Source organism: Mesorhizobium ciceri biovar biserrulae WSM1271 (assembly GCF_000185905.1).
Lineage (GTDB): Bacteria > Pseudomonadota > Alphaproteobacteria > Rhizobiales > Rhizobiaceae > Mesorhizobium > Mesorhizobium ciceri.
In genome coordinates, this window is record NC_014923.1 from 4,678,492 (window position 1) to 4,700,330 (window position 21,839).

Genomic DNA, 21,839 nt, shown 5'->3' on the forward strand with positions numbered 1-21,839 from the left:
CCCTTAGAAGGAGACCCCTCTATGCTGAAATCCATCCATGCTGCCCTGGCGATGAGCGTTATAACATTAACCGCCTTTGGCGCATCGTCGGCCTTCGCGGCACCGCTGAAAGTGGTCGCCAGCTTCACCGTCATTGCCGATTTCGCCAAAAATGTCGGCGGCGACCGCATCGATGTCACCACCATCGTCGGGCCGGATGGCGATGCCCATGTCTACGAGCCGAGCCCGGCCGATGCGGTGGCCATGGCCAAGGCCGACATCGTGCTGGTCAACGGCCTGCATTTCGAAGGTTTTCTGCAGCGGCTGGTCGATGCCAGTGCCACCAAGGCCTCGATCATCACCTTGACCAAGGGCGTGACGCCGATCGATTTCAAGCCTGAATTCGCCGATGCCGACGCGGCCGAAGGTGCCGGCACTGGCGGCGGCAAGACGGTCACCGATCCCCACGCATTCCAGTCGATTGCCAACGCCAGGATCTATGTGAAGAACATCGCTGAGGCTTTCTGCGCGGCCGATTCGGAAGGCTGCGTCAGCTACCAGACCAATGCCGCCGCCTACACCAAGAAGCTTGATGCGGTCGAAGGTGAAGTGAAAGCGGCAATTGCCTCGATCCCGGAGAGCAAGCGCGTCGTCATCACCTCGCACGACGCCTTCGGCTATTTCGAACATGCATACGGCCTGACCTTCCTCGCCCCGCAAGGGGTGTCGACCGACTCCGAACCATCCGCCGCAGACGTTGCCAAGCTGGTCAATCAGGTGAAGCAGGACAAGGCGGCTGCGATCTTCGTCGAGAACATCACCAACCCGCGCCTGATCGAGCAGATCGCCAGCGAAACCGGCATCAAGGTCGGCGGCACGCTCTATTCGGACGCGCTGTCGCAGCCCGACGGCCCGGCCGCGACCTATATCGATATGATGCACAACAACATCCGTCAGATCAAAGGCGCTATTCTCGGCAGCTGAGTTTGAAGGATCGTCCAGCCGGGCCGCATCGGCCCGGTTGGATTTTCTGGCACGCAATGTCTATTTGGCAGAGAAATCCTTCGGCACGGATTGCCGCCCATGTCGGGGAGTGGCAAGACTGCCACCTGACCAGTTTGCGAGGATGCTGCCATGGAATACCGCGAAATCAGCGAGGACTATTCGGTTTCGGGCCAGATCCAGCCCGAAGACGTCGCCGCCATCAAGAAAGCCGGCTTCAAGAGCGTCATCTGCAACCGGCCCGATGACGAACAGCCGGGCCAGCCTTCTGCCGACACCGTCGGGGCAGCGGTCGAAGCCGCAGGCCTCGCCTTCCGCTACATTCCGGTGATCAGCGGCCAGATCACGGCCGAGAATGTCGAGGATCAGGCCGAAGCGCTCGAGGAACTCGACGGCCCGGTCTTCGCCTATTGCCGTTCCGGCGCCCGCTGCACCAATCTCTATGGACTGATCCAGCAGTCGAAGGGTTGAACGGCCCTTCCGTCATTAGGCTGGCGATCCTTCACACCCCCTCTGGCCTGCCGACGTATCAATGATATCCGCTCAGATTAAATCGGCAGCGCGCCGGTTTCCTTCAGCGTCTCCAGCACGATCGCCGTCTTCACGTGCTGCACGGATTCGTGCGGCAGTAGCACGCCGTTGACGAATTCCGACAATGATTTGAGATCCGGCGTCACCACTTTCAGGATGTAGTCCATCTCGCCGGTCAGCGCGTGCGCTTCCTGCACTTCGGGCAGCCGCGCCACCAGTTCGCCGAAGCGCCTTGCATTGTCGCGATTGTGGGTGGCGAGCGTGACCGAAATGACGTTGACCAGGGAAAAACCGAGCTTGTCGCGGTCGAGAACAGCGCGATAGCCCCTGATGAAGCCGTCCTCCTCCAGCCGCTGACGGCGGCGCGAGCATTGCGACGCCGACAGGTTCACCCGCTCCGAAAGATCGTTGTTGGTCAGCCGCGCATCACCCTGCAACAGTGCCATTATCTTGCGGTCGAACTGGTCAATGCGCGCCTCATCCATGGCTTTCCCTTACATCATGCACGCTTCACGCATGACATCATCATTTCAAGCGTTTGAATGCAAGCACCGTGCGCCTCCTCCGCGTTATCATCGTGTCAAATCGCCTTTTCAGGCCAGGCCAGCTTTCGGAGGAATATTATGGGTCCCTTCCCGCACGACGCCCCGCCCGCCAGGATCAGCAAGGACAACCCGGCCGGCACCGACGGCTTCGAGTTCGTCGAATTCGCGCATCCGGAGCCGCAAAAGCTGGCTGAACTGTTCACCCGTATGGGCTACGTCGCGGTGGCCAAGCACCGCACGAAAGACCTCACCATCTGGCGCCAGGGCGACATCAACTATGTCGTCAATGCCGAACCCGGCTCGCATGCGATGAAATTTGTCGACAGGCACGGCCCCTGCGCCGCCTCGATGGCCTGGCGGGTGGTCGATGCCAAGCATGCTTTCGACCACGCGGTTGCCAAGGGCGCCACGCCTTACGACGGCGCCGACAAGGCGCTGGACGTGCCGGCGATCGTGGGCATCGGCGGCTCGCTGCTCTATTTCATCGAAACCTACGGCAAGAAGGGCTCGGCCTATGACGCCGAGTTTGAGTGGCTGGGTGCGCGCGACCCGCGGCCGGAAGGCGTCGGCTTCTACTATCTCGATCACCTGACCCACAATGTCTATCGCGGCCAGATGGACAAATGGTGGGATTTCTACCGCAATCTGTTCGGCTTCAAGCAGATCCATTTCTTCGATATCGACGGCAAGATCACCGGCCTGGTCAGCCGCGCCATCACCTCGCCCTGCGGCAAGATCCGCATTCCGCTCAACGAGTCCAAGGACGAGACCAGCCAGATCGCCGAGTACCTGAAGAAGTACAATGGCGAAGGCATCCAGCACATCGCCGTCGGCACCGACGAAATCTACGAGGCCACCGACAAGCTCGCCGCCAACGGGCTGAAGTTCATGCCCGGCCCGCCGGAAACCTACTACGATATGTCCTATGACCGCGTGAACGGCCATGACGAGCCGATCGAGCGGATGAAGAAGCACGGCATCCTGATCGATGGCGAAGGCGTCGTCGACGGCGGCACGACCAAGATCCTGCTGCAGATATTCTCGAAAACCGTGATCGGGCCGATCTTCTTCGAGTTCATCCAGAGGAAGGGCGACGAAGGTTTTGGCGAAGGCAATTTCCGCGCGCTGTTCGAATCGATCGAGCAGGACCAGATCAAGCGTGGCGTGATCAAGGTTCAGGCGGCGGAATAGCCATCGAACTCACTTGCGGCCCGGCCAATTATGACCTAAATTCTGGTCATAAGAGGTCGTCTATGAATATCCCCATGGCAAAAGCGAAGGCTCAGCTTTCCGAATTGGTGAAACGTGCCCAGGCTGGCGAAGAGATCCATCTGACCAGACATGGAGAGGTTGTCGCAACCTTGAGCGCTCCCGTTCGGGCTGGTGGGAGCAAAGGCTTGCTTGGCGCCCTGAAAGGCCAGATTTGGATATCGGATGATTTTGATGAACTCGGTCCCGAATGGGACGAGTATATTAAATGAGCCGCAGATATCTGGTCGATACCCATATTCTGCTTTGGGTACTCAACGCCGATTCACGTCTTTCGGATCATCATCGCGATATCTTTCTCACAGGCAAGGATGTGATCGTCAGCGCCGTCTCGGTGGCCGAGATCGCCATCAAGAAATCGCTCGGCAAAGTGACGCTCACAGGCGACATCGTGGACATCCTGCGATCGAACGGGATTCCGATTCTCGGCGTAAACGAACTACACGCGGCGAGACTTGAACATCTGCCGCTTCACCACCGCGATCCCTTCGACCGCCTGCTTATTGCGCAGACCCAAATTGAAGGCCTGACGTTGGTCTCCGCGGATCGGCAATTTTCAGCCTATGACGTCGTATTGGCCTGATCGCCCAAGCCCAGCCGCTTGACCTCTTTCGCCGGGCTGAAGAGACAATACCGCGCGGTAGAGTCGGTCGTTCGACCAGAGATTGTTGCCGGCCATGCTGCGCGGGTAGTCGGGCAGGCTCATCACGTCATCCGGTTGACCGCGACAGATACAAGCCCGCCCACATAACGACAAATCCAGCAAGAACGATCAGCAGCAACCAGTTCATACGCCGACGCATGCTCTGCGTTTCCGCGTCCCGCGCGACGTCCATGTTGGTGACGGTGTGGAACATCATCGCATTGCGCGGAAAGCCGCTGCGGTTGGTCAGGTCAGGCGAGCGTGCCTCTATGCGATAGCTCAGCCGGATCGCCTGGATGAAGACCGCCAGTATGGCGAGTGCCCAGACACCGGCCAGCAGATAGACCCCCGTCATGCCCTCACCTCTCGTATTTCTCGACCTTCTGTTCGATGGCACCGAAGATCGAATGCCCGGTTTTGTCCTTCATCTCGATGCGCACCGTGTCGCCGAAGCGCAGGAACGGCGTTTTGGGTTCGCCCGACACAATGGTTTCGATCATGCGCAGTTCGGCGATGCAGGAATAGCCGGCGCCGCCGGCCGAGACAGGCTTGCCCGGCCCGCCGTCGAGCTTGTTGGAGACGGTGCCGGAACCGATGATCGTGCCGGCGGCCAATGGCCGTGTCCTTGCTGCATGAACGATCAGCGCCGGAAAGTCGAAGGTCATGTCGATACCGGCATTGGCGCGGCCGAACGGCTTGCCGTTGAGATCGGCAAGCAGCGGCAGGCTGACCTTGCCGCCGTCCCAGGCATCACCCAGTTCGTCCGGCGTCACAGCGACCGGCGAAAACGCCGAGGACGGCTTTGATTGGAAAAAACCGAAACCTTTCTCCAGTTCCGGTCCGGTGAGCGCGCGCAACGTAACGTCGTTGACCAGCATGACCAGTCGGATCGCTGCCTTTGCTTCTTCGAGGCTTGCACCCATCGGCACATCGTCGACGATGACAGCGACCTCGCCCTCCATGTCGATGCCGAAGGCTTCGTCAGCCGTGCGGATCGGATCACGTGGCGGAATGAAAGAATCCGAGCCGCCCTGGTAGATCAGCGGGTCGGTCCAGAAGCTCGCCGGCATCTCGGCGCCGCGCGCTTTGCGCACCAGCTCGACATGGTTCACGTAAGCCGAGCCATCGGCCCATTGATAGGCACGCGGCAGCGGCGAATGGGCGTCATGTTCGTGGAAGCGCTCCGCCGGCATCGCATTGTTCTCAAGCGATTCCGCTATCGTCGCGAGATGCGGGGCGATGCGCCGCCAGTCGTCGAGCGCCGCCTGCAGCGTGCGCACCAGGAACGAGGCGTCGGTGAAGCGTGTCAGGTCGCGCGAGACGACGACGAGTTTTCCGTCGCGCGTCCCGTCCTTCAATGTGGCAAGCTTCATACGGTTTCCTCTCCTGCTGCAGCTTTGGTGCTGCTTAAGCCCACAACAAGACCGTCGCGGGCGATCGTCAAGTCGCCGTTCCAAGTTTTCCTGACAGCGGCAGTCCAGTCGGCCTCGCCTATCAAAGAATCGTCGGCCGGAATGAGGTGGTTGAGCACCAATCTCTTCACGCCGGCATCGCTTGCGATGCTGCCGGCCTCTTCGGCAAAGCTGTGGCTGGCGAGCAGATGCTCTCTGAGCCGCGCACCATTGCCGGTCCTGGCCACCAGTCGCTCGATGCCTTCTTCCACCATGGCTTCGTGGACGAGGATGTCGGCGCCTCGGGCAAAATCGGCGAGCGGTGGAAAGAAGGCCGTGTCGCCGGAGAACACCACGCTTTTCCCGCCATGCTCGAAGCGCAGCGCAAAACAGTCGGTCACCGGCGGATGCTCGACGCGCAGCGCCGAAACCGTCAAGCCGCCCTGCGCGACCACCTGGCCTTCGCCGAATTCGCCGATCGACACCAGATCGCGAATATCCGGCCGGCCTTCGTCAACGATGCGGATCTCGATGTCGAACTCCATCGCCTGGCAAAAGCGCCGCCAGTAATGACCGGTGCCGGGCGGACCGAACACGCCGACGGGCGTCGCGAGGCCCGCCGTCCAGGCGGTGTGGATCAGCGGCCCCAGTTCAAGCACATGGTCGGAGTGCAGATGCGTGATGAAGATCAGGTCGAGCGACTTCAGGCTGATGCCGGCATCGACCAGACCACGCGTCACGCCAAGGCCGCAGTCGACGACGATGCTGCGGCCGCCGATCTGCAGCAGTGACGAACTCGGCCATGGACCACCCGGCCGCAATGCCGGGCCACCCTTCGAGCCCAAAAGCACCAGCCGGTCCGGCATTGGCTCGGTGTTCAAGACCAGTCGCCCTCGGGCGTGCCGTTGAAACGCTTCTTCAGGTCGGCCCAGCAGTCGATGTAGTTGTCCTGCCGGGTTTCGAGCTCGGCGCCGTAGCGGGTCAGCATCTGCGGAAATCGGGTCTCGAACATAAAGGCCATGGTGTTGTCGAGCTTGACCGGTTTCAGCTCCGCGCGCGAGGCCTTTTCGAAGCCAGGCGCATCCGGCCCATGGGCCAGCATCAGATTGTGCAGGCTGATGCCGCCGGGCACGAAACCTTGTTCCTTGGCGTCGTACTGGCCGTGGATCAGGCCCATGAACTCGCTCATGATGTTGCGGTGGTACCAGGGCGGCCGGAAGGTATCTTCGGCCACCAGCCAGCGCGGCGGAAAGATGACGAAGTCGATGTTGGCCGTGCCCTCCTCGCCGCTCGGCGCGGTCAGCACCGTGAAGATCGACGGGTCGGGATGGTCGAACAAAAGCGCTCCGACCGGTGAAAAGGTCGCCAGATCATATTTGTAGGGCGCGTAGTTGCCGTGCCAGGCAACGACATCCAGCGGCGAATGGCCGATCTCGGTGACATGGAAATTGCCGCACCATTTCACGATCAGCCGGCACGGCGTTTCCTTCTCCTCGAACCAGGCGCAAGGCGTCTTGAAATCGCGTGGGTTGGCCAGGCAATTGGCGCCGATCGGGCCGCGATCGGGCAGCGTCAACTTGGCGCCGTAGTTCTCGCAGACGTAGCCGCGCACTTCGGCGTCGACCAGCTCGACCTTGAAGACCAGACCGCGTGGCAGCACGGCGATCTCGCCGGGCCGCAGCTCAATGACGCCCATCTCGGTGACGAAGCGCAATGCGCCGACCTGCGGCACGACCAGCAACTCGCCGTCGGCATTGAAAAAATGATCGTCCGCCATCGAGGTGTTGGCGACATAGACATGCGCCGCCATGCCGGTCTGCCCGAGCACGTCGCCAGCGGTTGTGATGCTGCGCATACCGGCGATGAAATCGGTCGGCTCCTTCGGCATCGGCACCGGGTTCCAGCGATACTGGCCGAGCGCCAGTTCATGATCGCCGACATTGGGCGCACTCTTCCACAAGGGATAGCTCGCCGCCTTGAAGCGGCCGGTGTGCTTGACGCTCGGCCGGATGCGGTAGAGCCAGGACCGCTCATTGGTGCCGCGCGGCGCGGTGAAGGGCGAGCCTGAAAGCTGCTCGGCATAGAGGCCGTAGGCCGGCCGCTGCGGCGAATTCCGTCCCTGCGGCAACGAGCCGGGCAGCGTCTCGGTCTCAAAATCGTTGCCGAAGCCCGGCATATAGGAAAAGGCCATTGCTTCCTCCCGGAATGGATCTCAATTGACCAAACTGGTTTCATTTGTAACCATCGAAAATGTAACCATCAATGGCGGCTTTGAAAAATGGCGATCAGGAGCGAAGCGTCCGACGCGGCTGAAATTCTCAATCTGGAAAACTTCCTGCCCTACCGGCTCTACCGGCTTGCCGACGCCGTCAGCCGCGAATTTTCGAGGATATACAAGGACAGCCATGGCCTGACGCGTCCGGAATGGCGCACCCTTTCGGGGCTGGGGCAGCATGGAACGATGACTGCGACCGAACTCGGCGAGCAATCGGCTATGCACAAGACCAAGGTTTCACGCGCCGTGGCTGAACTCGAACGGCGGCGTTGGCTTGTGCGTACGCCAGATGAGAATGATCGCCGGGTCGAGCATCTGTCGCTGACGAAGGCGGGGCTGGCCGCCTACCGCGAGATGGTGCCGCTGGCGAAGGCGTTCGAACGGGATTTGCTGGCAAGGCTCAGCGCTGAAGAGCGCACGGCGATCACCAGCGGACTGGCTGCATTGGAGACCAGTCTGGTCCCGAGCAAGAGTTAGTCCAAGATCAAGCCAATCACTCTGAACGACGGAGTTGGAGCGAGACTGCGTGGAAACTCCCGAAGCATAGCATTGCTTTCGATTTAATCGTGATTTGCGTTGTCAGGCCGCGTATAATGCCCATCATACCGACAGGAGGATACGATGAGCATTCGCACATTAAGTGTCCTGGTGACGCTGCTTGTAGGCACCTGCACATTTGCGCAGGCGCAGCAGACAAAGCCGATGTCGATCGAAGTGTTCCCTTTCGAATTGGAGGACAAGAGCGCCGGGGCGGGAATAATTCCCCCGGATGAATATGACAGGCGCTATCTGTCGGAATCAGCACAAGTTGCTAAGGACATGCTCTCCCAGTCTGGGCGTTTTACAGTAATTGATGTGCCGGCGAGGGATACACAGGCTGCGGCGCCGCACGGATTGCGCAACTGCGCTGGTTGTGAAGGCCCGATTGCCAAGGAGCACGGCGCGTCGCTTGCCTTGCTTGGCGTCGTAACGCGCGTCAACCGAACAGAACATACTATGTTCATTCGCATCCTTGACGCCGAAACCGGGAAACATGTTTCGGAGGGGTTTACCGATCTTCGCATGGGTGCGAACTACGCGTGGCCCCGCTCCGTGAAATGGCTGATGAAAAACAGAATTCTGCGTTAGGGCGGCATCTACCAATCCATCACCACCTTGCCGGAACTGCCGCTGCGCATTGCATCGAAGCCGGCTTGGAAATCGTCGATGCCGATGCGGTGCGTGATAAGCCCGGAAACATCCAGCGGCCCCTGCACCAGCGCGATCATCTTGTACCAGGTCTCGAACATCTCGCGGCCATAGATGCCCTTGAGATGCAGCATCTTGAAGATGACCTTGTTCCAGTCGATCTCGAATCCGGTCGGGGCGATGCCCAGAATGGCGATCTTGCCGCCGTTGTTCATGGTGTCGATCATGTCGCGGAAGGCGGGGGCTGCGCCCGACATTTCGAGGCCGACATCAAAACCCTCGGTCATGCCGAGTGCCGGCATGACATCGCGCAGCTTTTCCTTGGACGCGTCGACGACATGCTGGACGCCGAGCTTTTTCGCCAGCGCCAGCCGCACCGGATTGATGTCGGTGATGACGACTTTTCGCGCGCCGACGCATTGGGCGACGAGCGCGCCCATGATGCCGATCGGCCCGGCGCCGGTGACCAGCACGTCCTCGCCGACCAGATCGAAGGAGAGTGCCGTGTGCACGGCATTGCCCAACGGATCGAAGATGGCGGCGATCTCGTCCGGCACATCATCGGGGATCGGCACGACGTTGTGCTGCGGGATAGCCAGATACTCACCGAAGGCGCCCGGACGATTGACGCCGACGCCGAGCGTGTTGCGGCACAGATGCCCTCGCCCGGCGCGACAGTTGCGGCAATGACCGCACACGATGTGGCCCTCGCCCGACACGCGCTGACCGACCTTGTATTCGGTGACCGCTGCGCCGAAATCGGCAACGGTGCCGACGAATTCATGGCCCGTCACCATCGGCACCGGCACCGTCTTCTGCGCCCACTGGTCCCAATTGTAGATGTGCACGTCGGTGCCGCAGATCGCCGTCTTCTTGATCTTGATCAGCACGTCGTTAGGGCCGATTTCCGGCACCGGCACCTCTTCCATCCAGATGCCTGGTTCGGCCTTGGCCTTCACCAACGCTTTCATCATGTTCGACATGCTTTTGTCCCTTGAAGCTCTTGTTCCGGAATCGCTTTTCGATTCCGGCTTGTCAGGAAATGACGCCGAGTTCGCGCCCGACGGCGGCGAACGCTTCCACCGCGCGGTCGATATCGGCGCTGGAATGCGCCGCCGACATCTGCGTGCGGATGCGCGCCTGCCCCTTTGGCACCACCGGGAAGGAGAAGCCGATGACATAGATGCCGCGCTTCAGCATGCGCGCGGCCATCTCCTGCGCCAGGCTGGCATCGCCCAGCATCACCGGGATGATCGGATGATCCGCTCCGGCCAGCGTGAAGCCGAGCTTGCCCATTTGCGACCGGAACCGCGCAGCGTTGTCGTAGAGTTTGTCGCGCAGCCCATCGCCGTCCTTGATCAGCTCGAACACCTTGATCGAAGCGCCGGCGATCGCCGGCATCAGCGTGTTGGAAAAGAGATACGGCCGTGAGCGCTGGCGCAACCAGTCGACCACCTGGCTTTTTCCCGAGGTGTAACCACCGGAGGCCCCACCAAGTGCCTTGCCGAGCGTCCCGGTGATGACGTCGACCCTGCCCTCGACGCCGCAATGCTCGGCCGAGCCGCGGCCGTTCTGGCCGACGAAGCCGACGGCATGGCTGTCGTCGACCATCACCATGGCGTCATATTTCTCGGCGAGGTCGCAGACACCCCTGAGATTGGCGATGATGCCATCCATCGAAAACACGCCGTCGGTGGCGATCAACCGGAAGCGGCAGTCCCGGGCTTCCTTCAGGCGCGCCTCGAGATCGGCCATGTCGTTGTTGGCGTAGCGGAAACGTTTGGCCTTCGACAGCCGCACACCATCGATGATCGAGGCATGATTCAAGGCATCCGAAATAATGGCGTCTTCCTCGCCCAGCAGCGTCTCGAACAGGCCGCCATTGGCATCGAAGCAGGAGCCGTAAAGGATGGTGTCTTCCATGCCGAGGAAGGAGGAAATCGTCGATTCGAGCTGCTTGTGCTCTTCCTGCGTGCCGCAGATGAAGCGCACCGATGCCATGCCGTAGCCATAGCGGTCGAGCGCCTGCTTGGCAGCATTGCGCAAATCGGCGCTATCGGCGAGGCCGAGATAGTTGTTGGCACAGAAATTCAACACCTTGTCGCCGCCGACCTCGATCTCGGCCGACTGCGTCGAAGTGATCACCCGCTCCGACTTGTAGAGGCCTGCCGATTTGAGCCCCGCGAGCTCGCTGTCGATGTGGGAGAGGAATGCTGCGGTCATGACCTAGCCTCGTTTGATGTGGGCCGACTGTCGTCTCGTCCACGCGAAAAATCCATCGCAAAAACGACCGGATCGGTGGCAAGCAGCATGATGCGGCCCCGATGTCGATCATCACGCGGCCGAGGAACGACGCCACGACAAAGGTTCTGGCCGATGACCGCTCAAATGCCGGTACGGTGCTAAACGAGCCGATAACCATTCCGCGATCTTTCCACGGCCGCCCCTTGCCGGACAGCCGTCGATTTCCGGTCCTGTTAACGTTTGCAGTTCAATGGTGCTCATACAAGAATCCCTAGGCAAGAATCCTTAGGCGAGAGGGCCGCCCCCGAAAATGTCGCAGCAGCCGGTGCAAACCGTTTCAGGCAAGCTCATACTGCTGATCAAGGCTGGCTATTGGCTAGCCCTGCTGATCATTGCGGCCATGGTGATCGCCTCCTTCATCCTGCTGCAGCAGATGATGGCCACCCAACAGCACAATCACACCTTGCTCGACATCGTCAGCACACAAAAGACGCTGTCGCAGCGCATCGTCTTCCTTGCCAGTGCAACGGGTGCCGGTTCACGCGACAAGCAACCGGCACTGGTCAGCGCGCTCAAGCAGGCAACGGCGGAGTTCGAGACCAACTACGACCTGCTGCTCCATCAGACAGGAGCCGATCCGCAATCGCCGGCCAAGCTCGACCCGAAGTCGATCGAAAGCGTCCTCTTCGCCAAGCCCTTCCACCTCGACTATTTCTCGGTCGGGCTGATCGCCAATGGCGACCGCCTGATCTCTGCCTATGAATCGCAATTCAGCGGCAATGGCGGTTACAAGGGCGGCGGCGAACGCGTCAATCTCGACGCCTCAGTCGCCAATGCGACCTTGTCGGGTTATGCCGCGCTCGGCCAGCGCATCACTGCCGACGCCGACGACCGCTCCGAGAAGCTGCTCGCTCTCCATCGCACGCTGTTCTACGCCACAATCGGCGTCATCATACTGGTGGCGCTCTTCATCTTCAGGCCGATGTCGAACGCCATCCTGCGCAAGACGCATGAACTGATCGACGCGCGCAATTCCATGGCCTTCATCGCGGTTCATGACGGCCTCACCGGCCTGCACAACCGCACGTTCCTGACCGATCATTTCGACACGCTGATCAAGGGCACGCACCGGCGTCGCGAACGCCTTGCCGTCGTCCAGCTCGATCTCGACCGATTCAAGCAGATCAACGATACGCTCGGCCACGCCGCCGGCGACTATGTGCTGGTCGTCACGGCACAGCGCATGCGCGATTCCTGCCGGGCGTCGGATCTGTGCGTGCGCCTGGGCGGCGACGAGTTCGTCATGATCCTCGGCGGCGCCGGCGGCACCGAAGACATCAACATGCTGGCGCGGCGCATCCTGGCGCACATCAACGAGCCGATCGTCTTCCAGGGCACGACCATTCTCCCAGGCGCCAGCGCCGGCATCGCGGTCTATCCGATCGACGCCGACAATGCTGGGGATTTGCTGGTCCATGCCGACCTGGCGCTTTATTCCGCCAAGAAGCTTGGCGGTGGCAACTTCTCCTTCTTCTCCGAGGAACTGCGCCGCGAACTCGATTATCGCAAGCAGCTCGAGTACGACATCAAGGTCGCCATCGCGGAGCGGGCGTTCCAGGTCTATTTCCAGCCGCAGGTCTCGCTGACCAACGGCACGATCAGCGGCATCGAGGCGCTGGTGCGCTGGAACCATGCGGAGCGCGGCATGATCCCGCCCGGCGAATTCATCCCGGTCGCCGAGAAATGCGGCTTCATGCCCGAGATCGGCCGCATCGTCATCACCAAGGCGATCAACGAGGCGGCCGAATGGAATCGCGCCGGCATTGCCTTCGGACGGCTTGCCGTCAATGTTTCCGGCACCGAGCTGCGCGAGCACGATTTCGATGCGTTCTTATTCGAGACGCTGGAAAAGGCTGGGCTGCCGCCGCAAAAGCTGTCGCTGGAAATCGTCGAATCCGTCATCCTCGACGACGAAAAGACAGGCATCGCCGCCAAGCTGCGCCACATCAGGGCAGCCGGCGTCCATCTCGAACTCGATGATTTCGGCACCGGCTATGCTTCGCTCAGCCATGTCAACCCGAACGAGATCGACCGGCTGAAGATCGATCGCCGCTTCGTTCAGAACATCCATGAGAATGGCGACAACTCGAAGATCGTGCGCGCCATCACCGAGCTGGCGCGTGGCCTCGGCATCTCGATCGTCGCAGAGGGAGCCGAAACCGAGGCCGAGCTCGATTCGCTGATGGCGATCGGCTGCGACCAGGTGCAGGGCTACTCCATCGCCTTCCCGATGCCGCACGACAAGGCGCTGGAGTGGCTGACCGCCCGCATGCCGAAGAAGGCGAAGCTGACGGTGCTGCAAGGAAGCCTGGCATAGGTACGGCCGGGCTGCCTTGACAACCGCGTGTGAAGATGGCCGCCTTGTCGTGATCGCAACAGGGATATCGGGGCTGATGACACCGTTTCGGTTTGCCCTTGCGGCACTGCTGATCTTTGCGGCCCCCGCCCAGGGCGCCGATCGCACCATCTATCTTACCTTCGACGATGGGCCGCTGAACGGCACAAGCAACATCCTCGACGTGCTGGAGGCCGAGCAGGTTCCTGCAACCCTATTCATGGTCGGCATGCACGCACAGGCGAGCGCTGCCAACAGAGCGCTCGTCCAGCGCGCCAAGCAGCTTCCTCTGGTGACGCTCGGCAACCACAGCTACAGCCATGCCTACAATCACTACCGGCATTTCTACGGCGACACCGAGGGTGTCGTCGCCGACATGGTACGGGCAAACGCGGTGCTCGGCTTGAAGCCCGTGGTGCATGCAAGGCTGCCGGGGCGCGACGTGTTCAGGCTGCCCTCCATGTCGAAGAACGACATTTCGCTTGGCCTCGCCCAGGAGGGGCATGAAGAGCCCGACTACGAATTTGTCGCGGCCTCAGGCTTTTATCTCTACGGCTGGGACCATGAATGGGTGCACAAGGACAACGGCGAGCCGGTGCAGAGCGTCGACCATCTGGTCAGCGAGATCGATCATCTGTTCGGCTATGGCCGCTTCGTCAAGCCCGGCAAGCTGATCCTGCTGATGCATGACGAGATGTTTCAGGACGGCTTCGACGGCAAGACGAAGCTGACCAATTTGATCGCCGCGCTGAAGCTGCGCCGTTACGCCTTTGGGGCAATCCAGGGCTACGACGACTGAACCGGTGAGGACGGCAAGTTCTTCAGCGGATGTGCATCGGTACCCGATGCTGTCGCATGGCCGGCAAGGCGTCAAAGCACCTCGATCGACTCCCCGCGCAGCTTGTGCCGACGCAATTTGATGTATGTGCGCAAATTAGGCGTCATCTGAAAGCCCACCAGCTTCGTCTCCTGGAGGGGAGCAGCCCACGCCATCGTCTCGTAGCGGGCGCCGTAACCTTCGATGGTGGCGGCAAGATTTTCGTGGCCCAGATTCCTGGCCAGAGTGGCGCAGGCAGCAACCCTCGAACGAATCGACTGGCCGTATTTGGGCGCAAACGCCAGTCCGCCGTCCGCCAGGTCATCGACCTCATGGGCAAGCGCCAGGAACAGAATGTCCTCGTCGCCGGTCGGCACACCTTTGTCCACAATGCGCTCGGGATCTCCCGTGTCGAATTTCAGTCCGACCACGCGAGCGACAAGACCCTCGACGCGAGGACCAATTTTTTGCTCCAGCCACTTGCGATGAGCATCGGTTCGCCTGCTGGATTTGCCGTCCGGATACTGGCCTCCGTCATAGGCGGCGTGAAACATAGCAGCGAGGACAAGATCGACGCTTTTGTCGAAATGCGCGACCGACGACGCAGCTCCCACCGCATGGCAGATGAAAGGCCGTCCCGTCTTGCGATAACGGCCGTTGAACATCGCGCAACACACACGATACGCCTTCTGCACCCGGGCGATATCGGCAAGCGGATATCCAGCCTCGTATAGCTGGATGTAAAGCGCCGTGTTGGTCTGGCGCGGAACGAACAGATCTTCTTTGGTCAACTTGTCCCCTCGAACGTTGTTAGGTTTTCCGGCGACTTCTCGCTGCCGAAGCCAGCGGCTTCGGTATTCTTGCACAGATTTTGCGGAAGAGTTGAGCCTGACCTCTTCCCACCAGGATCAGCCGGGCAATGGAACGTTACAAATGTGATGAGGGAAGTCCACTCCAAGGAAATTCTTGGTCCGCCGGGTTCTATCCCCCGACATTGCCCCGCAACACAGCCAGCACCTGCGCGAACTCCGCCAGACGCTCATCGGTCAATCCCACTCGCAGCCGCTTGTCGAAGACGAGCGCGGCCTTGCGCAGTGTCTCGAACATCGCTTCTCCGGCCTCGGTCAATTCGACCAGATGAACCCGGCGGTTGACGGGGTCGCGGCGGCGCATCAGCAGGCCCTGCGCCTCCATGGCGTTGAGATGATGGGTCAGCGTCGCGCCCTGGATACCGATCATGCCGGCAAGCTCGCGCTGGTTGGCAAGGTTGCTCGACTTGACCGATAGCAGCGTGAGCCAGATCGGCAATGTACCTCCAGCCTCGACCAGGGCAGCATCGAAGGCCTGGGCAACCAGCTTGGCGGTTCGTCCGAGATTCATGCCGACTGGCGGGCGGTCAAAGGGTGTCATTGCAGGACCCTAGACGGTGTCATGCACGGATGGAACTGGCACGACTTATATATTGACATCTAACCATTCGATATCTAATTATCTAGAGATGGCGGGCTAAAGAGGAAATCCGGTCATGCAATATGTCTACATCGTCGTTATCGGTCTTCATGTCATGGCAGGCGTATTCTGGGCGGGCACGACCATCGCGGTCGGCCGTGACCCGGACATCCGGGCGGAACGGTTCTTCCGGCCGCAAATGGGCGCTGCCGGCCTGGTTTTCCTGACCGGCATACTGCTCTGGTATTTCTTTCACGAGGGTGTTTTCGGCTCGATGGAGAAGGTGCTGGCGCTGGGCATCGTGACGGCCCTGATCGCCGCCGGCGTGCAAGGCGCGCTGGTAGGCTCAGCCAGCAGGCAGCTTGCCGGTGCTGATGCGGCAACGGAAAGGCAGTTGCGCGCGAAGATGACAAGAGGCGAGCGCATTGCCGGGGGGCTGTTGGTGCTGACAGTGCTGTGCATGGCCACCGCCAGAATGTTTTGAACGCCGCCACGCGGCACACCCTCACAGAATCGTACGTTGTCTGGCGACGAGCCAATGACGTGCGAGCGCGCGGCCAGACCGAAGTACATGGGCTCTCGTACGCAGGTCCGGCCGCGCGCCACCGATCCTCGCAACGCCCAATTTCAGATCCGCAAGCCGAACCTGATGCCGTCGTAGATGGCGGCATGGATGTTGCGCGAGGCGACCGCGTCGCCGATGCGGAACAGTACAAAGCCGCCTTCTGGATTGCGCTTGGGGAAGATGTCGCCACCGCTCACCAGCCGTTCGTAGTCGACCGCACCGCCGTTCTTCGACAGCGGCTTCAGCGAGAGATAGAGATCATCGAGCGGCAACGTACCGTGCTCGACCACCACCTGGTCGACCCTGCGCTCGCCGCGCCAGCCAGCGGCGAAATCCGATGCCAGTTCGGCGACCAGTTGGTTGCCCTCGCGGCGCACCGAACGCAGCCGCGTGTTGATGGTGATGATGACGCCCTTTTCCTGAAAGGCGCGCATGTACGGCACATGGTTCATGCCGCCCATTTCCGGGGCAAAGAAACGTTCGGGCGAGACAAGTTCGAGTTTCGAGCCGGCATTGGCGATCAGTTCGGCGGCGCCCATGCCCTGATGGCCGCCATTGTCGTCATAGAGCAGTACATTTTCGGCCGGCTTGACGCTGCCGGCCATGATGTCCCAGCTTGAGGTGACAAGATTGTCGCCCGCCGTCAGCGGCGGGTTCTGCGGCAGGCCGCCGGTGGCGACCACCACCACGTCGGGTGACAGCGCCAGAACATCGTCCTTCTCCGCCCAGGTGTCGTAGCGGATCTCGACGCCGAGCCGGGCGAGTTCAGCCAGCCGCCAGTCGATGATACCGATCAGCTCCTTGCGGCGCGGATTCTGCGTCGCCAGTCGAATTTGGCCGCCGGCCTGGCTCGATGCTTCAAGCACCGTCACCTTATGGCCGCGCTCGGCTGCGACCCGCGCAACCTCCAGCCCGCCGGCGCCGGCTCCGATGACCACGATTTTCTGCTTCGGTCCTTCGGTCTTGACGATGATATGCGGGATTTCGGCCTCGCGGCCAGTCGCGGCATTGTGGACGCAAAGCGCTTCGCCGCCCTCATAAATGCGGTCGAGACAATAGGTGGCGCCCACGCACGGGCGGATCTCATGCTCGCGGCCCTCTATCACCTTTTTGATGATGTGCGGATCGGCGATATGGGCGCGGGTCATGCCGACCATGTCGAGCTTGCCGGTGGCAATGGCGTGGCGTGCGGTGGCCACGTCGGATATGCGCGCCGCGTGGAAGGTCGGGAATTTCGTCGCCGCCCTCACCTCTCCGGCGAAATCGAGATGCGGCGACGAGCGCATGCCGGCCACCGGTATGACCTTGGTCAGCGCCGCGTCGCTTTCGATCGAGCCGCGGATGATGTTGAGGAAATCGACCTTGCCGGAATTGGCCAGCCGCCCGGCGATCTCGATGCCTTCCTGTTTGGACAGGCCTTTTTCGAAATCTTCGTCAGCGACCATGCGGATGCCGACGACGAATTTCTCGCCGACCGACGCACGCACGGCATCAAGCACCATGTTGGTGAAGCGCAGGCGGTTGTCGAGCGAGCCGCCGAATTCGTCGTCGCGATGGTTGGTGGCCGGCGACCAGAAGCCGTCCATCAGATGGCCGTAGGATTCGAACTCGATGCCGTCCAGGCCGGCGGCCTGACAGCGCTGGGCGGCCGAAGCATAGTCGGCGACGATGCGCTCGATGTCCCAGTCCTCGATGGTTTTCGGGAATGCGCGATGCGCCGGCTCACGCACCGGCGAGGCCGAGAGCACCGGCAGCCAGTCGGCCTTGTTCCAGCCGGTACGGCGGCCGAGATGGGTGATCTGGATCATCACCTTGCAGTCGTGCTCGTGGCAGGCATCGGCGAGCTCGGCCAGCCACGGCACGATCCTGTCGTCATAGACATGCAGATTGCCGAAAGCGGCCGGGCTGTCGCGCGAGACGATCGCCGAGCCGGCGGTCATGGTCAGCGCCATACCGCCCTTGGCCTTCTCGGCATGGTAGAGCCGGTATCGCTGTTTCGGCATGCCGTCCTCGGAATAGGCCGGCTCATGGCTGGTCGACATGACCCGGTTCTTCAGCGTCAGATGTTTGAGCTGGTAGGGCTGGAGAAGCGGATCGTTGGAGGTCATCGTCTTCCTGCGGTTTCAAATTGTGCTAATGAGCGGCAAAATTCGTTTTCAAGCATGTCGTCCCGCACGCACTCCGGGCGCATGCGACAAGGATTGGGCCCATGATCGACACCAAAACTCTCACCCAGCTCGGTGCGCACGTCGAGACGCCACAAAGCCCCGAAGCAGCGGTCCTGGAGACCGTACCGTTTTCGCGCGGCGACGGGCCGCCGGCGATCGTGCGCTTCACCTGCCCGGAATTCACCTCGCTGTGCCCGGTCACCGGCCAACCGGACTTCGCCCATATCGTCATCGACTACGCACCCGATGCGGCTCTGGTGGAATCGAAGTCGCTCAAGCTGTTCATGACCTCGTTTCGCAACCATGGCGCCTTCCATGAAGACTGCACCGTCATGATCGGCCGCCGCATCGTGGCGGCAACCAAGCCGCTGTGGTTGCGCATAGGCGGCTATTGGTATCCACGCGGCGGCATTCCGATCGATGTGTTCTGGCAAACCGGCGCTCCGCCGGAAGGCGCCTGGCTCCCCGACACCGGGGTGGCGCCCTATCGCGGGCGGGGTTGAGCTCGCCCATCATTCGCACTGATATTGGCTGAGTGCCCATTCGCCGGTCACCGACAACAGGTCCGTGATCTTCCAGTCGCCATCGACCTTCTTGAATTTCCATTCCAGCCGGTGCGGGTTGCCCGATATGACGAAGGCGACGATGACCTTGGCCTGGTCACCGTTGATCGCCTCGAGCGTCTTCAGGCTCTTGTCGATCTCGGCCTTGTCGTAATCGGCATTGTCGAGCGCCATGTTGGGGTCGAGGCACTCGCCCTGCCCGGATTTGCGCAAGGCGTCGCTCTTGTCGAGCACGGTTTTGGCTGGATCGATGAAATGGCTTCGCTCGGCCGGATCGATCTCCAGCCCGACCTGATCGTAAAACGGCCGCACAACGGCGGTCGGCGAGCCCGGCTGGATCGGTGCGGCGGGCGCGGCTTCGGCCGGCGACCATCCAACCGGCGGCGTGGCCGGTTCTGCCGCTCCGCCCGGCGCATTTGCGGGCGGTGCAGCGCTGTCGCTCGGCTGGGTGTCGGCCGGGGCGTTTGCCGGCGGCGCACCCAACAAGCCTTGCGCGGCGGCGCCGCTCAGAGCCGCCAGCAGGCACACACCCGACAGTGCCACGAACCGGCGGTGGGCCATCGCTTCACTCCGGCGTCTGGCCGGCCATGCATTCCAGCGCGCTGAGCGTCCAGTCGCTGGTTTTGGAAGCAATGTCCGATATCTTCCACTTGCCGTCGATCTTCTTGAGCGACCAGAGCATTTCACGTTTGGAATCGTCGCCTTCCGGAAACAGGCTGAAGGATGCCGTGACCTGTGCGTTGTCGCCATCCTGCTTCTCAGACAGTTTCAGCGTTTTCGAGACGGTTTTCTGATCGAAATCCTGAGCGTCGAGACCAGGATCGAAATCGATGCAGGCGACCTGGTCCGGGTTCTTTTTCGTTGCCTGGTCGTTCAGGTCGAACAGTTTCGTCACCGGTTCGGTGAACCGGTCCCGATATTGTTCGTCGGCCTCGAACTTGACCGCCGGGGCATAGAAGAACTTCACCGCGTCGGACGCCGGTCCGGCGACGGCTCCGGCCGGCAGGGCTATCGAAAGGGCGGCAACGAGCACTGTCAGTCGCATGCAGAATCTCCGGCTTTTGATGGCTTGAGCCTATCAACACCACGCATCCTGCATATCGGCTTTTTTGCGGCTCATGAAGTCCTGCAGCACCTTGTTTCAGCCGTCCAGCCAGACGTTCTGAAGGTCCATCTCGAATGTCTGGTGGACACCATAGTTCTTCACCTTCTTGTTTATGTGGCTGTAGAGCTTCTGCCAGAAGGGCTGAATAATGACGCCCGAATCCTGCAGGATCTGCTCGACATCCTTCATGACCTCGCGTCGTTTCTCCACGTCGATGAGCGAAAGCGCCTGCTTGAGCTTGGCATCGAAATCGGGGTTGGAATATGCCGATTCATTCCAGGCCTCGCCGGTGCGATAGCCGAGCGCCAGCACCTGCACGCCAAGCGGGCGCATGTACCAGATCGTCATCGAATAGGGATATTTCGTCCAGTCGTTCCAGAAGGTCGAACCCGGCAGCACCGTGCGCTTCACCTTGATCCCGGCATCGCGCAACTGGCCGGCAATGGCGTCGCCGGTATTCTTCTGCCAATCGTCCTCGATGGTGATCAGCTCATGCTCGAAGTCGGCCTGTCCGGCTTCCGCCATCAGCTTCTTGGCGCCGGCGGCGTCGCGTGTCTTCTTGGGCAGCGCATAGTATTCCGGATGGATCGGGGCGACGTGGTGGTTTTCACCAGGGGTGCCTCGCCCGGCATAACCGAGTTCGAGGACCGCATTGTTGTCGACGGCCATTTGCAGGGCGTTGCGCACCCGCTTGTCGTCATAGGGCTTGTGGGTGATGTTGGTGCGGGCAACCAGCGTCGTCGCCGTCGCCACCTCCGATTTCACCAGATCCATCTTGTCGAGAATGTCGATGAAGTCGGCGGGCGACTCGAAATTGAGGTCGATCTCACCGGATTCGAACGCGTTCACGGTGGCGTTGAAATCGGTGCCGTAGTCGACGAACTCGACGCTGTCGAGCGGCGCCTCACCACCCCACCATTTGCCATTCTCACGACGCTTGACGACCGCCTTCTGGCCGACATCGTAGGAGACCAGTTCGAACGGTCCCGTGCCGATCGGCTTCTTGATCGGATCGGCACCGTCGGCATCGAAGCTGCGATGGACGACGAGCGCCGGATAGTCGGTGAAATTCGGGATCAGCGAAATGTCTGGTTCGCTTAGCTTCAGCTTGACCGTATTGTCGTCGACCTTGGTGATCGCGCCATCCCTGGCCTTGCCGGTCTTTGCGTCGATCAGCGCGCCGACCCGGGCGGCCATGGAATTGCCGGCGACATTCTTCTCGCACCAGCGGGTCAGATTGTGAGCGACGTCATCGGCGTTGAAGGCATCGCCATTGTTCCACGTGATGCCCTTGCGCACATGCAGCACGTATTCGGTGGCGTCGTCGTTGATATCCCAGCTTTCGAGCAGGACCGGCTCGAAGGTGAATTGCCTGGTATAGCGGACAAGCGGCTCCAGCCAGCAGCGCGAAATGTTCGCCAGTTCCACCCAGTCGTAAGTGCGCGGATCCTTCTGTCCCTTCACCGACATCGAGACGCGCAGCGTTCCGCCTTTCTTCGGCTCTTCGGCCAAGGCCCGATCCGGCACGGCAAGGCCGATCATGCCATAGGCAAGAGCCGTCGATGCGCCGAAGGCGCTTGCCAGCGCCAGGAACTCGCGCCGGTCGACACGACCCGCGCGTGCTTCGACCGCCATTGCCTCGATAGCGCTCGGCACGCGATCGCCACTGCTTCTGAAGAATGCCATTTTTTCCTCCCGTCTGGTTCCCTT

The 21,839-nt window shown here is 61.2% G+C and carries 24 protein-coding genes and 1 pseudogene; 11 read left to right on the top strand and 14 right to left on the bottom strand.

Translation table 11 applies throughout. The features are described from left to right. Positions 1–21 precede the first annotated feature (21 nt). Together aztC and MESCI_RS22765 are read left to right on the top strand one after the other, a co-directional pair. Positions 22–963: a zinc ABC transporter substrate-binding protein AztC gene (gene aztC, locus MESCI_RS22760; protein ID WP_013532309.1), complete on the top strand. Its 942-nt coding sequence runs from the start codon at positions 22–24 to the stop codon at positions 961–963. Between the two features lie 150 nt (positions 964–1,113). Then, positions 1,114–1,452 carry a protein tyrosine phosphatase family protein gene (locus MESCI_RS22765; RefSeq protein ID WP_013532310.1) on the top strand — a complete coding sequence of 113 codons (339 nt, stop codon included), beginning with the start codon at positions 1,114–1,116 and terminating at the stop codon, positions 1,450–1,452. Positions 1,453–1,529: 77 nt separating this feature from the next. On the opposite strand, the gene MESCI_RS22770 is transcribed toward MESCI_RS22765, so the two are convergent. After that, a complete protein-coding gene (locus tag MESCI_RS22770) occupies positions 1,530–1,997 on the bottom strand; it encodes an Lrp/AsnC family transcriptional regulator (RefSeq protein ID WP_013532311.1) in 468 nt (155 codons plus the stop codon). A 138-nt stretch (positions 1,998–2,135) separates the two neighbouring features. Here MESCI_RS22770 and hppD point away from each other — a divergent pair, with 138 nt between their 5' ends. The 3 genes from hppD to MESCI_RS22785 all read left to right on the top strand — a co-directional run bounded on the left by hppD (position 2,136) and on the right by MESCI_RS22785 (position 3,909). After that, complete coding sequence (gene hppD, locus MESCI_RS22775) at positions 2,136–3,248, top strand: 4-hydroxyphenylpyruvate dioxygenase (protein ID WP_013532312.1); 1,113 nt, start codon at positions 2,136–2,138, stop codon at positions 3,246–3,248. Positions 3,249–3,310: 62 nt separating this feature from the next. Then, positions 3,311–3,538, top strand: coding sequence for a type II toxin-antitoxin system Phd/YefM family antitoxin (locus MESCI_RS22780; RefSeq protein WP_013532313.1), 228 nt, complete (start codon positions 3,311–3,313; stop codon positions 3,536–3,538). Further along, a complete protein-coding gene (locus tag MESCI_RS22785; protein WP_013532314.1) occupies positions 3,535–3,909 on the top strand; it encodes a type II toxin-antitoxin system VapC family toxin in 375 nt (124 codons plus the stop codon). The genes MESCI_RS22780 and MESCI_RS22785 overlap by 4 nt, the downstream gene beginning before the upstream one ends. Before the next feature lie 27 nt (positions 3,910–3,936). Here MESCI_RS22785 and MESCI_RS32700 read toward each other — a convergent pair. From MESCI_RS32700 to hmgA, 5 genes and pseudogenes are all read right to left on the bottom strand, one after another. Continuing rightward, a pseudogene (locus MESCI_RS32700) lies at positions 3,937–4,032 on the bottom strand (DinB family protein); the annotation flags it as partial. A gap of 4 nt (positions 4,033–4,036) precedes the next feature. Next, positions 4,037–4,324 carry a hypothetical protein gene (locus MESCI_RS22790; RefSeq protein ID WP_013532315.1) on the bottom strand — a complete coding sequence of 96 codons (288 nt, stop codon included), beginning with the start codon at positions 4,322–4,324 and terminating at the stop codon, positions 4,037–4,039. A gap of 4 nt (positions 4,325–4,328) precedes the next feature. Next, entirely contained in the window at positions 4,329–5,342 is a 1,014-nt protein-coding gene (locus MESCI_RS22795; RefSeq protein ID WP_013532316.1) for a fumarylacetoacetate hydrolase family protein, read from the bottom strand. Then, a complete protein-coding gene (locus MESCI_RS22800) occupies positions 5,339–6,226 on the bottom strand; it encodes an MBL fold metallo-hydrolase (RefSeq protein WP_164920062.1) in 888 nt (295 codons plus the stop codon). The genes MESCI_RS22795 and MESCI_RS22800 overlap by 4 nt, the downstream gene beginning before the upstream one ends. A gap of 11 nt (positions 6,227–6,237) precedes the next feature. Continuing rightward, on the bottom strand, positions 6,238–7,551 hold the full coding sequence (hmgA, locus tag MESCI_RS22805; protein ID WP_013532318.1) for a homogentisate 1,2-dioxygenase: 1,314 nt from the start codon (positions 7,549–7,551) through the stop codon (positions 6,238–6,240). A gap of 87 nt (positions 7,552–7,638) precedes the next feature. Between hmgA and MESCI_RS22810 the strand changes: the two genes are divergently transcribed. Together MESCI_RS22810 and MESCI_RS22815 are read left to right on the top strand one after the other, a co-directional pair. Next, complete coding sequence (locus MESCI_RS22810; RefSeq protein WP_013532319.1) at positions 7,639–8,112, top strand: MarR family winged helix-turn-helix transcriptional regulator; 474 nt, start codon at positions 7,639–7,641, stop codon at positions 8,110–8,112. Between the two features lie 144 nt (positions 8,113–8,256). Continuing rightward, positions 8,257–8,763 carry a DUF2380 domain-containing protein gene (locus tag MESCI_RS22815; RefSeq protein ID WP_013532320.1) on the top strand — a complete coding sequence of 169 codons (507 nt, stop codon included), beginning with the start codon at positions 8,257–8,259 and terminating at the stop codon, positions 8,761–8,763. Positions 8,764–8,771: 8 nt separating this feature from the next. On the opposite strand, the gene tdh is transcribed toward MESCI_RS22815, so the two are convergent. Together tdh and MESCI_RS22825 are read right to left on the bottom strand one after the other, a co-directional pair. After that, positions 8,772–9,806 carry an L-threonine 3-dehydrogenase gene (tdh, locus tag MESCI_RS22820; protein WP_013532321.1) on the bottom strand — a complete coding sequence of 345 codons (1,035 nt, stop codon included), beginning with the start codon at positions 9,804–9,806 and terminating at the stop codon, positions 8,772–8,774. A 52-nt stretch (positions 9,807–9,858) separates the two neighbouring features. Next, the gene (locus MESCI_RS22825) at positions 9,859–11,046 is read right to left on the bottom strand and encodes a glycine C-acetyltransferase (protein ID WP_013532322.1); all 1,188 of its coding nucleotides are present in this window, start codon (positions 11,044–11,046) and stop codon (positions 9,859–9,861) included. A 331-nt stretch (positions 11,047–11,377) separates the two neighbouring features. On the opposite strand from MESCI_RS22825, the gene MESCI_RS22830 reads away from it, so the two are divergent. Both MESCI_RS22830 and MESCI_RS22835 read left to right on the top strand, forming a co-directional pair. Beyond that, on the top strand, positions 11,378–13,444 hold the full coding sequence (locus tag MESCI_RS22830; RefSeq protein WP_013532323.1) for a putative bifunctional diguanylate cyclase/phosphodiesterase: 2,067 nt from the start codon (positions 11,378–11,380) through the stop codon (positions 13,442–13,444). A gap of 76 nt (positions 13,445–13,520) precedes the next feature. After that, positions 13,521–14,261 (top strand): polysaccharide deacetylase family protein, encoded by a 741-nt coding sequence (locus tag MESCI_RS22835; protein WP_013532324.1) that lies wholly within the window; start codon positions 13,521–13,523, stop codon positions 14,259–14,261. A gap of 71 nt (positions 14,262–14,332) precedes the next feature. On the opposite strand, the gene MESCI_RS22840 is transcribed toward MESCI_RS22835, so the two are convergent. Continuing rightward, a complete protein-coding gene (locus tag MESCI_RS22840) occupies positions 14,333–15,070 on the bottom strand; it encodes a hypothetical protein (protein ID WP_013532325.1) in 738 nt (245 codons plus the stop codon). Positions 15,071–15,260: 190 nt separating this feature from the next. After that, complete coding sequence (locus MESCI_RS22845) at positions 15,261–15,689, bottom strand: MarR family winged helix-turn-helix transcriptional regulator (protein ID WP_013532326.1); 429 nt, start codon at positions 15,687–15,689, stop codon at positions 15,261–15,263. 115 nt (positions 15,690–15,804) lie between these two features. Here MESCI_RS22845 and MESCI_RS22850 point away from each other — a divergent pair, with 115 nt between their 5' ends. Then, complete coding sequence (locus tag MESCI_RS22850; RefSeq protein WP_013532327.1) at positions 15,805–16,212, top strand: hypothetical protein; 408 nt, start codon at positions 15,805–15,807, stop codon at positions 16,210–16,212. 143 nt (positions 16,213–16,355) lie between these two features. Here the strand turns inward: MESCI_RS22850 and MESCI_RS22855 are convergent, their stop codons facing one another. Continuing rightward, entirely contained in the window at positions 16,356–18,401 is a 2,046-nt protein-coding gene (locus MESCI_RS22855; protein ID WP_013532328.1) for an NADH:flavin oxidoreductase, read from the bottom strand. 101 nt (positions 18,402–18,502) lie between these two features. Here MESCI_RS22855 and queF point away from each other — a divergent pair, with 101 nt between their 5' ends. Continuing rightward, positions 18,503–18,964: a preQ(1) synthase gene (queF, locus tag MESCI_RS22860; RefSeq protein ID WP_010915503.1), complete on the top strand. Its 462-nt coding sequence runs from the start codon at positions 18,503–18,505 to the stop codon at positions 18,962–18,964. A gap of 9 nt (positions 18,965–18,973) precedes the next feature. Here queF and MESCI_RS22865 read toward each other — a convergent pair whose 3' ends face one another. The 3 genes from MESCI_RS22865 to MESCI_RS22875 form a co-directional block, all read right to left on the bottom strand. After that, on the bottom strand, positions 18,974–19,585 hold the full coding sequence (locus MESCI_RS22865; protein ID WP_013532329.1) for a YqhG/Tai3 family protein: 612 nt from the start codon (positions 19,583–19,585) through the stop codon (positions 18,974–18,976). 4 nt (positions 19,586–19,589) lie between these two features. Continuing rightward, entirely contained in the window at positions 19,590–20,069 is a 480-nt protein-coding gene (locus MESCI_RS22870) for a DUF3828 domain-containing protein (RefSeq protein ID WP_013532330.1), read from the bottom strand. 96 nt (positions 20,070–20,165) lie between these two features. Continuing rightward, on the bottom strand, positions 20,166–21,815 hold the full coding sequence (locus tag MESCI_RS22875; RefSeq protein ID WP_013532331.1) for an ABC transporter substrate-binding protein: 1,650 nt from the start codon (positions 21,813–21,815) through the stop codon (positions 20,166–20,168). Between the last annotated feature and the right edge of the window lie 24 nt (positions 21,816–21,839).